General features: G+C 51.1%; 6 protein-coding genes. All 6 read right to left on the bottom strand.

Annotated elements, in window-relative coordinates; genetic code table 11:
• Positions 1–187: 187 nt before the first annotated feature.
• A complete protein-coding gene (locus AC6I7T_RS21430; protein ID WP_497789677.1) occupies positions 188–1054 on the bottom strand; it encodes a glycoside hydrolase family 16 protein in 867 nt (288 codons plus the stop codon).
• A gap of 225 nt (positions 1055–1279) precedes the next feature.
• Positions 1280–3838: a beta-glucosidase gene (locus AC6I7T_RS21425; protein WP_497789675.1), complete on the bottom strand. Its 2559-nt coding sequence runs from the start codon at positions 3836–3838 to the stop codon at positions 1280–1282.
• Positions 3839–3895: 57 nt separating this feature from the next.
• On the bottom strand, positions 3896–5317 hold the full coding sequence (locus AC6I7T_RS21420; protein WP_497789674.1) for an MGH1-like glycoside hydrolase domain-containing protein: 1422 nt from the start codon (positions 5315–5317) through the stop codon (positions 3896–3898).
• A 14-nt stretch (positions 5318–5331) separates the two neighbouring features.
• Positions 5332–7155 (bottom strand): CRTAC1 family protein, encoded by a 1824-nt coding sequence (locus tag AC6I7T_RS21415; protein ID WP_497789672.1) that lies wholly within the window; start codon positions 7153–7155, stop codon positions 5332–5334.
• Positions 7152–8144: a tetratricopeptide repeat protein gene (locus AC6I7T_RS21410; protein WP_497789671.1), complete on the bottom strand. Its 993-nt coding sequence runs from the start codon at positions 8142–8144 to the stop codon at positions 7152–7154. The genes AC6I7T_RS21415 and AC6I7T_RS21410 overlap by 4 nt, the downstream gene beginning before the upstream one ends.
• 104 nt (positions 8145–8248) lie before the next feature.
• Positions 8249–11941, bottom strand: coding sequence for an outer membrane beta-barrel protein (locus tag AC6I7T_RS21405; protein ID WP_497789670.1), 3693 nt, complete (start codon positions 11939–11941; stop codon positions 8249–8251).
• Between the last annotated feature and the right edge of the window lie 72 nt (positions 11942–12013).

The raw sequence follows: 12013 nt of genomic DNA, 5'->3' as shown, positions 1-12013 counted from the left end.
TTCGTCTGCGCACCATGCCGACAACGCCGGAGTCAACGATCAAATCTCGGACCGAAGTTGCTGTGCTGGTCACGATGCTAACGTTGGCGACGTTTGTCTGACAATACTTGCACGCAGAATACCATCTGAAGAGAAATATCCCTACCCTTCTTCCGCTTGAATTCCAAGTACTCTGAATTGTTCAAGATCAACGGTATACACGTACGTAATCTACGAGCATACTTGCAGGAAACATGGTAGTAGCATCAGGATCTCCCGGCCAACGCCCCCCGACGGCGACGTTCAGGAGAATAAAAAAGGGATGATCGAAGACCCATCGCTTTCCTGGGCCAAGGTCCTCGGCCTTCTGTGTTTGATAGAGCACGTCGTCCACATAAAAGCGAATTGCCTGCGGCTCCCACTCCACAGCAAAGACATGAAAATCGTCACTGAATCGGGTACCTGTAGGCAGCATGAATTTGCCGGTTAAAGCAAAATCTCCCGAATAGCCCGGGCCATGCAAACTCCCGTGCACAACCGACGGTTCAGATCCGACGTTCTCCACAATATCGATTTCTCCACAACCTGGCCACTTTACGGTTCCCCAATCGGCTCCCAACATCCAAAACGCAGGCCAAATTCCTTGCCCGCCTGGCATTTTGATTCTCGCTTCTACTCGCCCGTACTTCTGCTCAAAGTGTCCCTTCGTTTGAATGCGTGCAGACGTGTAACTGTGAGTAATAGGCGCTTCGGCGATGCCGCTTTTTCGTCTCGCGGTGATGACGAGATTTCCCTTCTCCTGTCTAAGATTTTCCGGGCGATCCGTATAGGACTCAAGCTCTTCATTCCCGAAACCGGATCCGCCTACTACAGCACTCCACTTGCTGGAATCGGGAGGACTTCCATCGGGACCATTGAATTCATCGCTCCAAACAAGCGTCCATTCTTTATTTGCATTTGCTGGAGATCCATGCGTTTCCATGGCCCACCCGGCCCGCATTGCACCACCGAACAAAATGCTCATGAGCACCAACACCGATGGCAGAACTTTACGGCTAGATTTGACTGATAGCATCGATCTTTCTCCCTAGAGCATTTCCCGAAAAGATGTAGACCAAAGTGATAGAAGTTGGCGCAGCTTTCCGTTAAATCAGGACCAGACAACTCTTCGTGTACCAAGACAGTGCTCTTCCTCAGTTCGGGCATCGCCTTCAGACACAGCTGTACCGTTCGCGGGACTTATGCAGAGAACCCCGCCCTAGATAAGCGGCGGAACATCGAAGATGCTCCGCCGAACGGCCTACTTTTTCAGTTCGATATTGGTTGTCAAAGGAGTGTTCGCCGATGAGTCACCCACCGCCACGGTGAAAGTGCCGGGATCCCACTGCCAGCGATTTCCGCTTTCGTCCCAATAAGAGAATGCACGTTCATCGAGCGAAAGGGAGATATGACGCTTCTCTCTGGAAGCGAGCCGAACCTTCTGAAAGCCTTTGAGTTCGATTCTTGGACGCTTCACTTTGGAGGAAGGGTCGCCGACATAAACCTGAGCAACATCCGCACTTGCGACCTTTCCGGTATTCGTCACATCGAAAGATACCTGTACGGAAGGATGTCCATTGGTGGTATTCGGTACAACCTTCAGGTTTGAAAAAGAGAACGACGTATAGGTCAAACCGAAGCCAAAAGGAAATAACGGAGTCTTATTCGAAGTTACAAATGCACGATAGCCTACGAATACACCTTCGCTGTAACGAACATGCGGTGTCTTGCCGGTGGGGGCTTCAGGCGCGTAGTAGCTGTCGTGAGTAGGATTCTCTTCCCAGCTATGAGGGAACGTAATGGGCAGCCTTCCCTCAGGAGAACGAACGCCGGAAAGAATCTCCGCCAATGCAGTTGCCCCCTCTTGCCCCGGATACCACTGGTGCAATAATGCCGGAACCTTTTCTACCCAGCGGTGTGTATCGACATCACCACCACCGGTGAGGACAACAATGGTTTTTGGATTGGCAGCAAGAGCAGCCTCAATCAGCTCATCCTGTCCCCAAGGAAGCATGTAGGGACGATCAAAGCCTTCGCTTTCGGTTGAACCTTCAAATCCGGCGTTGACAACCGCAACATCTGCCATGGAAGCAATCCTCCGGGCTTCGGGTGTAACCATCTCCTTAATTGAACGGATGGCTAAACCTGTTTGAGGAGTTCCTCCGGTTGCTGGTACATAATCAAGCCGCACGGCTACTGAGCGACCAGCCTTCAGCGGAAGCTCTACCCACTGTGGCTCGATTCCCTCCCGTGCAATCTGGCGAATTTGAGGCTTGCCATCAACATATAAGTTGTAGGCTCCACCGCCGCCAGCAGTCGCCAGGAACAAATAGATGCCGTCTTCTGTTGGCACAAATTCGGTTGAATAACGAATTCCCTTCGGTTGCGGGTTCAGCGAACCTTCTGGATTCTGGATCGTATCGACATGATCGACAAAACGCGTCGATAGTGGAGTGCCGGTGAAATCCGCGTTATCGAACTGTTCGACCATCACGCTATGGCCTTTTGCTCCAGCAATTTCCGCGGATGCAATCTTGGCCGGCAGTTGGAAAGTTGTCTTACCTAGCATTTCATCCAGAGGAGGAACGCCACGTGCATATAAAATCTTCGTCTTTCCTGCATAAGTATCGCTAAGTCCAGTCAACAGACTTGCTGCAGCGAAAGGTGTCACTTGTGAACTGCCACCGCCGCCAATTACTGCAGGCCACGCATCGGGACCTAACACAGCAATGGTCTTCGTTTTGTTGAGGTCGAGAGGAAGAATTGCATGATCGTTCTTCAGAAGGACGATGCTCTCTCTCGCTTCTTGAAGTGCAATCTTCCGGTTTTCCTGGCTATAAGCAGGGATCGAAAGGTCCTGCTGCTCACGGTCAAGGAATCCAAAACGAATTGCAGTCCGAAAAATCCTGCGCACCTTGTCATCAATGACAGCCTCGGAAACCTTCCCTTCCTTAACTGCAGGAATTAATGCTTTTGCATTCATGAAGTTAGGATCGGGCATCTCCAGATCCAACCCTCCATTCGCTGCGGCTACACCATCGTAAGTGGACCACCAATCGGACATTAAGATGCCATTGAATCCCCATTCCTTCTTCAGGATCTCGTTATTTAAATGAGAATTCTGGGTAGCATGCTCGCCATTAATAAGGTTATAAGAATCCATTACGGCGCCCACTCTAGCTTCTTTTACTGCCGCCTCGAAGGCAGGTAGATAAATCTCACGGAGAGTCCGTTCATCGAGATCTGAGCTAACGTTATGCCTGTCATACTCCTGATTGTTCGCGGCAAAATGCTTCACCGTGGCAATTACCCCCTGGTCTTGCACGCCACGGATATAGCCGACAGTAATGCGAGAAGAGAGGAAGGGGTCTTCACCGAAGTATTCAAAGTTCCTGCCTGTCATAGGAGCGCGGTAAATATTCACCCCCGGGCCCAAAAGGAAGTGAACTCCGCGTGCACGTGCGTCCCGGCCTAGAGCCGAACCAACGCTCTGGGCCAACTCGGGATTCCAGGTGGCAGCCAATCCTATACCCGCAGTAAATCCAGTCACAGGTCCCCAACTCCGCACGCCTAACGGGCCATCCGACATTTTCAATTTAGGGAAACTCGCAGATGGCTCGGCCCGGATAAACAGGCTATCTTCGCCACCAATCAAGCGAATCTTTTGTTCCAACGTAAGTGCCGAAAGCATCTTGTCAACACGTTGTTCAATCGCCGGACTATCGGGTACTGGAGCCTGAGCTCGTGCGCCGGGAACTCCAACCTGAAAAACCAAAAGGCCCAAAAAGGTAAACAGAACATCCCACCGGGATGAATACATGATCGAACTCTCCTTAAGAAACAAAACCGCAGTCTTACAAAAGAACGCTATGCCTATTTATGCCACCCGAATTACATGCCGGGGACTTAGTCCTTCCAATGCCATAGTCAGCATCACTGCCGACATGCCCAAATTTCTCACTCCCAATGGAACTCCTGTCCTGGAATCGTAATGCTCACTGATACCTACTTTGAGTGCATTATCGAGCAGTCGTCCGGCCAGCTCTGCAACCACCTCTTTATGTCCATAGGCGGATAACCCTTCAAGAGTCTGATAGACAGACGAAGGCCACACATCGCCACGCCAGAATCCATCGCTCTTGTATTGACGATCCTTGGCATCGACGGAGGGAATCGGGACATGCGTCTTCCAATGCGGAGTCACCAGAGCGCGAGCCATGCGCGCAGCTTGCTCCGCCGTGGGAATTCGTGCCTGCAAGGGCACCATGCCGCCGACAGTTGCGGTGGATATCTTGTGCAATCCTTCTCTGCGTACAGCCAGGAAACACCCCTGCTTTTCATCCCACATATGCTTGCGCATCGCATCAATTCCCTTGGCGAGAATAGGACGGCGGCGGGCTGCCAGCGACTCATCTCCCGCAGCTTCCGCCAAGCGGATCAGGCTCTGTTCCGAAAGCAGCAGGTAAGCTGTATTTGCCGGAATGTAGATATCCCCATACCAGTTGCCATTCTCAGGACCTTTAGGTCGGCCAGGGTGAGGAGTAAGTTTCAGGGTATCGAGATCGACTTCATTATCGTAGGTCTCATAGCGCGCGTGTTGAATCATCCCGTCATACACGCCTACAGTTACCATGCCGACTCCATCCAGATCGCGTTCACGCCAATACCAGTCGTGAAAGGACTCCAGATGCGGTAATGCAAGGCGTACTAGTTCCACATCATGATTGCGCCGATAGACTCGCTCCACACCCCAAGCCAGCAGAGGAGCCTGCGAATATGTAGGGAAACGTAGCCAATCCTTCCCGGTAAAACCAGGAGGCCCACTCTCTGGTGCGATAAAATTAGCAATCATCCCACGGGCATAGTCGGGTTTCGCCTGATTCCATCTCTCTTGAAACTCCCAATAGTTAGTGTAGATCCCGCGAATAAACGCTTGTTGGCCAGGAACAATTGCAAGCAGATCCGTTAAGAACGTCGTATCCCACAGCCACTGTCCAACATAGATCCCTCCCGGAACCAACCAGGGATGGCGAAGCGGCGGAACAGCCGATTGAATGCGGTCGAAGATGCAGTACTCATACACATCCACAGCAAACTTCCACATCGAAGAATCTTCAGTAATCAATAGTGGCTTTAGCAGCTGTTCAATCTCGTCACGCTTCAAAGGAGCGGTTTGTGACCATCCACGCCCAGGCAACACTCCCGACAGGAGGATTGCGCCAAGACCGCAAAGCACATCGCGACGTCCAGGATATTGAGATCCTGAACTCCGTTTCTCTTTAGATTTCCTGACAGCCAATTCTCCCCCAATATTCACTTTTTGCCGCTCTGCCTTCTTTCGACCGTGGATTGCGCTGACTGCAGAGCCGCCGCAAGGGGCTCTGCTTCTGCGGAACAGGATTTGTTACCACAGGAAACCCTGCTAATTCCTTTACCTTCTGTCACGGTGTAAAGACGATCGACATGAGACGGAACTATCGTTTCCTTCAAGCCCGAAGGCCAGAGGATCTCGATTTCTCGTATTACTGTTTCTGCCCCTAAACCGAAATGCATTCGCTTATCGCTTGCAGACTCATAACTCCCGGAAGTTGTTACCGTCGCCCACTGGATACCTTTGTTGGTTACAAGTTTGACTCCGGCACCAATCCCGTCCCGATTACTTGCACCTCCGATTAGCTGCAATGAGATCCAGTGATTCTCAACCGTCGATTCGTTGTGCAGAAGGAATGCCCGTCCATCATTACTGGATATAACGACATCGACTTGTCCATCATTATCGATATCTCCAACAGCCAAACCTCGACCGGCAAACGGAATACTGGAAATTTCTCCAAGACAACCCGAGGCATTGCGATAGCTAGGGCCGGCATTACGTAACAGCGCAGGCGGTTCGAGATAGTTCAGACGAGGATTATCTTTTTGAATATCTATATTGACGTGCCCTTGGGCGATAACCAAGTCTCTTGCCCCGCGATTATCGACATCGACAGCCTGCATCCCCCACGCTGAATGTCCCATGGTAAGCCGGGTCAATCCTGCCGAAGCACTGGAATAGTCAAAACTGCCGTCTCCGCGATTCAGATACAACGCATACGTCTGCAAGGCAAGGTCGCCCACCACTATGTCCGGATGACCATCTCTATTGAGATCCTCGAAAACAACTCCCATTCCGGCGAAATTGTGTCCATTCTCATCGGCCGCAACATTTGCTGTTATACCTACTTCTTCGAAGCTCCCATCGCCTTTATTCCGGAAGAGAAACTCATCCATGCCGTCGTTCGCAACATATACGTCGATCTTCCCGTCACGGTCGTAATCGGCAATGGCAATGCCGAGTCCCTTGCCAGGACGCCCCATACCAATCTTTTGAGTAACCTCAGTAAAGTGGCCTTTGCCATCGTTGTGATAGACAAGTGGCTCAATCGCTGGGAAGATCTTCGGATCACAATAGCTTTGCTTTCCATCCGGAGTAGGGCACTCTTTGTCGTCAAAGTTCCACTTCAAATAACGCAGCACCACCAGATCGAGCCAGCCATCATGATCGAGATCAACCCAGGCTGCACTCGTCGACCATCCGTCACCAGTTACTCCGGCAGATGTTGTCACATCGGTGAATGTCCCGTTACCGTTGTTGTGGTAAAGCCGGTTATTCGGAAACCCCGTAACAAACAGGTCCTCATACCCGTCGTTATCGTAGTCGCCCACGGCAACGCCCATTCCATAGCCTTCCCCTGCCACTCCAGCCTTTGCTGTTACATCCTCAAAGGTTCCATCTGGCTTCTGGTGGTATAGGCGATTCCAATCCTCAGGCCCAGATTTATGCGGTTCACGTTTCTCCTTATTAGGATCGGGAAACGAAGCTCCATTCACAAAGAAGATGTCTAGCAGGCCGTCGTTGTCGTAATCCAGCAAGGCGACACCGGAGCCCATAACCTCCAGAGGATAGCTCCTCGAACTGTGATAAGCGTGGTGGCGAAAATTGATTCCATAAGTATTCGCTTTCTCTGCAAATCGCACACCCGGGTCCTGATCGCAACTTTGCGTATAAGATCTGGCGGACAGGGAAAAGAAGATTGCCAGCGCCCCAAAGGTGCTTTGGCAAACAGTCAGGGCCTTTGCAATCTTCCACCGCTTCATTGCGCACCACCACTTTTCAACTTCGTGTACTGCGCCTGCATGATTTCTGCCTTTTCCCGATTTCCGAGTTGGCGATAGACACGCGCAAGCATGAGATAAAGCCGCTCATTCTTCAAGTCGATACGAATCGCAGCTTCCAATTCTTTTACTGCTTCAGCTTGCCTGCCTGTCTTTGCATACGCGAGACCAAGAAGTTCATAGGTTGAGGAAACTGGCTTCGACGACTTCTCTGCCATCTGCAGCCAGGGAATCGCATCTTCAGGTTGGTTCTTATTCAACAAGACGCGACCCAACCCTATATAGGGAACAGGATCCTTCTCCCGCTTCTCTGCTTGCCAGGCGATAGCTGTGCGATATGCTGCCTCGGCAGCATCCATCTGGGTAAGGCCTTCGTTAGAGAGACCGATCAATGACTCTGCAGAAACAGTGCGCGGAGCAAGTTGAAGCGTGTGGTTCAAGGCATCGATTGCACCATCGAAATGCTGCGCAGAGAAGCGTATATGCCCCAAGGCCTCCCAGGTAGCCGCATCCTGATCGTTCTTTTCGAGTGAGCGCATCAACCACTTCTCGGCTTCCTGCAAATCCGGAATTGCAGCACAATCGAGTGCAAAGATACGAAGATCGAAGGCAGATAATTCGTCGAGTTCCGAAGCCCGAATAATCTCCGCCATAGATTCATGGGGTTTATGTTGCCGGTAAAGAACCAGGCCGAGCAGTGCGTGTGCATCCGTTGATTTGGGATTCTTTTCCAGATAGTCACGTACGATGGATTCGGATTCTTTCCATTGAGGTGTATCCAGCAACTGTCTTGCTCGGATAAGTTCATTGGTATCCCGAATGTCATGATTTTTCGTCCCAGCATCGGTCCTCTGCGATATCTGCGCCTGCACGGTGGAGCAGATCCCACAGAGAAAGGCTAGCAGTACATACGCACAGCCTCTCAGCAAAAGATTCCATGACCCGATGCGCCGGTTAGTTCTCATTGACATACGATTTCGCTTGAAGGAGTCGAATACACATCTGGATGAGGGCGGCGGGCAAACGCTTTTGCGATTGTCCGCCGCTCACAGCTATACGATGCTCCAGTTACGAATTACCATTCGAAGCGTGCACCGAGTTGACCTCGACGGTTTCCACTTACCCCCGTAACATTGCCGAAATAGGCTCCTCCAATATTGCCCGTATTCGGTGAGTTCCAATGATGACGATTGAAGATATCGAAGAACTCAGCACGCAGAGTGGTTTTGTAACGACTATCGTGGAAAGAGAATCTCTTCAGAATGCTTAGATCCTCGTTGTACCAGGCCCATCCTCTCCAGTCACTGTAGTAGGGCTTTTGATTTCCGAGAGTTCCAAGAAACTTGCCGGAACCATCCGCCGCGTACAAGTCCGTGAAGCTCGACGGGTTAACAAACTGATTCGATACGTTGCCAAGATTATTGAGATCGAGACGCTTGAAGTGATTGGACAGGGCGCCCGGTGTCTTTACAACATTCGCAAAGGTATTGCCCCAGTTTGGATAGCTCCAGAAACTAGGCCGTACTGCTCCCATCGGCTGTCCACCATGGTAATCAACCAGGGTTGATACAATCCAGTTGCTTACTACCTGCTTTACAATCGGATGGCTATTTGCCAGCCATCTTTGTCCGCTACCCAGGGGCAACGTATAAGAGAGATAGCCCTTCACCTCATGTCGAACATCGTTCGGGGAAACCAGGTTCTTCATCTGATCCATGGCGTAAGGATCCTGGTATGGATTCCCTCCTCCCCAGTTTTCAGCAAAGTTTCCGTTGGCACGATTTACGTTGCCGGCTTCATGAGAAAAGGTGTAGCTCAGATCCATGCTGAGGTTATTGGTGGTACGACGCTTCACTTCTACGACCAGCGCGTCGTAACGGCTGCTACCAATCGCAGAATCGGTAAAGAGAATTCCACCACTTTGTGAGGTCTGGGGATAGGGCCGCAAGGCATTCGGAGCAGCGTAACCTCCTGATCCGTTGGTCATTGTAGTCATGAAGGAATACCAAGGCACACCGGCCTTTGTCGCATCCGCCTCACTGCTCACCCATTGTCCAGCACAAGACTGGAAGCCCGAATCAGCTGTACCGCAATCTTTCTGCAAGATGGTCTGGTAGGCACTCCACCGGGCAGAGTTGCGGGGATCGTTAGCACCATCGTGCAGATGTCCGCCACGGTTGCCGATGTAGTTCACATCGATAACGGTGTTGTGAGCAATTTCGTACTCGATACCGACGTTCCAATTCTGCGTATGGCCCAAGTACAACTTGTCGGGATCAATCGCGACCGTACACCAGGAACAAATGATATTGGCATTCGGGTTTCTAGTAGGAGTAATGATATTTCCAGGATAGGTTGATCCACCATCCCATTGATAAATGGAATTCACAGGAACAGCTGCTGCAGGCATGATGTTCTGGTCGGTATAACCGAAAGAGGCTTCACCGGCATACGGCGCTCCACCCCATTGATTGATACCAAGAGGAACATAAAACAATCCATAGGAGCCACGGGCAACCAGCTTGCTCGTGACCTGATAGGATGCTCCGATGTGCGGTGAAAACAGATGCCAGTCTTGATTCTTTTCAAAGGATTGGCTCCCGTTGGAGAGATACTCAAAAGCACCCGATAGTGGAGCCCAACTGGAGTTCTTCGCATCCAGATTAAAGTTCGTCCACTGCCCGTTAATCTCTTTCCAGGGAGTATTGAAGTCCCAGCGTAGACTACCGTTCAAGGTGAGTTTGGAATTCAACTTGACCGTGTCGTCCACATAGAAGTTCAGTCCCTTCCGGCGACCGCGCAGATGTCCACCAACTTGCTTGGAGGCAGATCCCACTTGCCCGACCATGAAGTTAGCAAAGCCGAAGCCGACATAGGGAGAAATCGATGGATCATTATAAGTTGAGAGCGATTCGCCGGTATTGGAGTTAAAAGTGTAGTTGAGGTATCCATCGGCTCCGGTGCTATTAGCACCGTAAGAGACAAATTCTCCACCGAACTTAAGGACGTGCCGTCCACGTACCCAGGAAAGCTCATCTTTATAGTGAGCTTGGTAGTAGGGCAAATGGTCTGCTTTGTTTGATCCTAAAGACGGCTCTCCATAGTTATTGTTCCCGTTGAAATTGATATTCGGGAAATTGTTGGCTCCGGTTCCAGTCGAGGGAAAGCCTAGAGCTGCATTATCTACTGAGTGCGAACTCACATCCCAACGTAGCCAATAGTTATATGACGCCGAGGCAAAGTTCACAAGGTTCGCATTGATGGTGTGGTAGTCCTGCAAACGCACTTGCCAACCTACCGTTCCTTGCACATAGCTTTGGGTCAGAGGTCCGCCATCGCTGGTGTCATGCTGCCACAGGCCGGAGGTCTGTATCGGTGTTTCGCGATAACGGTTGTAGGAGAAGTTGGCGTGGTTGCGCTCTGAGAAGTGGTGATCGAACTTAATATCGAAATGATAGTTGTCGTTGATCGGAAGATCGCCAAAGGTCGCCAGATTCCAATAGTTCTGGCTCAGATTGTTGTTCTGCGGAGCATAGTTCTTCCTGAATATGTCGGCGATCTTTTTCGATTGGCTGCTGAGATAGCTGGAGGGGATGACATTCCCTGGAAAGACATTTCCAGGGGACAGAGGATTGAAGATCGCACCGAAATAAATCGGATTGCCGGAAGCATCAAGCTTGCCGGTTGGGCATGGAGCATTGCAAGGTTGATTCGTTAAAGGATTCGTTGTAACAGCATTGAGCAGCTGACTAAAGTCGCCGTCAAGCATCTTTGTGGTCGGCACGGTCGCTTGATTGACCATGTAGGTCATATTGCGTTTGTGAAAACGCTCATAAGCGCCGAAGACAAAGGTATGGTTCTTCCAGATTGGACCACCTGCGCTAAAGCCCCAATCGTTATAGCGATTCAGGGGACGCTTATAGTTGGATTTGCATTTCGCATCCCCTGAGTCGCACTGGGAGAGGAAATATTTGTTATCCCAGGTGTTGGCGTTCAAGGCCTCATTCGCCAGAAAGCCGAAAGCACTGCCATGTAGAGTGTTGGTTCCGGATTTCAGCTCATACATCAACTCTCCGCCACCGGACTGTGCGGCGGCAGCACTGATACCGCTGGTCTGCACCTGGAACTGATCGACGGAATCCATTCCCGGGCCATTCACGATTCCCATGATGCCCGCATCGGAGCTGGTTCCATCTACCGATGTCGCCAGAGAGGCAATTTGCGATCCGGCGACGCTGTTGTTGTATCCCTGCTGGCCACCTTGCACGGTACTGAATGTCGCCACTACGGAACGGCCAAAGGCGCGAACATCACGTCCACCATCGGCTGTCAAAGGCAGATCTGTCAGGACATTCCCCGTAACCATGCTGCCCAAAGTTGCGTCTTCGGTGTTGAGAAGGGATGCATCCGCAGTTACGGTGACACTCTCCTGAAGAGAACCTACTTCCAATTTCGCGTTTAGCGTCACGTTCTGAGACATAGAAACCGTGATTCCCTTACGCGAATAGGTTTTGAACCCGGGTTTAATGAACTGCAGCGCATATTTGCCGACCGGCAAATTCAATACCCTATAGATACCCTGCTCGTTCGTTGTGTCTCCCTGATAATGCACTCCGGTTTCGGCCTCATAGATCGTCACCTCCACCCCGGAAACCAAAGCGCCGCTCGGATCAGTTACCGTACCGGTGATTGACCCTCGATCCACCTGGGCCCATGTCACCGTCGATACGCTGACGAACAGCAAAAACAGCCTCCAAAAAGCACGCATAAAGATCCTCCCGATCTTCTCTTTGCACGAGCAGCAGCTCATCGATCCCGGGCAATCGCCGAACGGATTCAT

Source organism: Humiphilus diazotrophicus (assembly GCF_059726315.1).
This window is presented reverse-complemented; position numbering and strand designations above follow the sequence as displayed.

Bases quoted from the DNA above. Each gene is read 5' to 3' on its own strand.
- AC6I7T_RS21410 (WP_497789671.1), bottom strand. From the start codon at position 8,144: ATGTCAATGAGAACTAACCGGCGCATCGGGTCATGGAATCTTTTGCTG.
- AC6I7T_RS21405 (WP_497789670.1), bottom strand. From the start codon at position 11,941: ATGCGTGCTTTTTGGAGGCTGTTTTTGCTGTTCGTCAGCGTATCGACG.
- AC6I7T_RS21430 (WP_497789677.1), bottom strand. From the start codon at position 1,054: ATGCTATCAGTCAAATCTAGCCGTAAAGTTCTGCCATCGGTGTTGGTG.
- AC6I7T_RS21425 (WP_497789675.1), bottom strand. From the start codon at position 3,838: ATGTATTCATCCCGGTGGGATGTTCTGTTTACCTTTTTGGGCCTTTTG.
- AC6I7T_RS21415 (WP_497789672.1), bottom strand. From the start codon at position 7,155: ATGAAGCGGTGGAAGATTGCAAAGGCCCTGACTGTTTGCCAAAGCACC.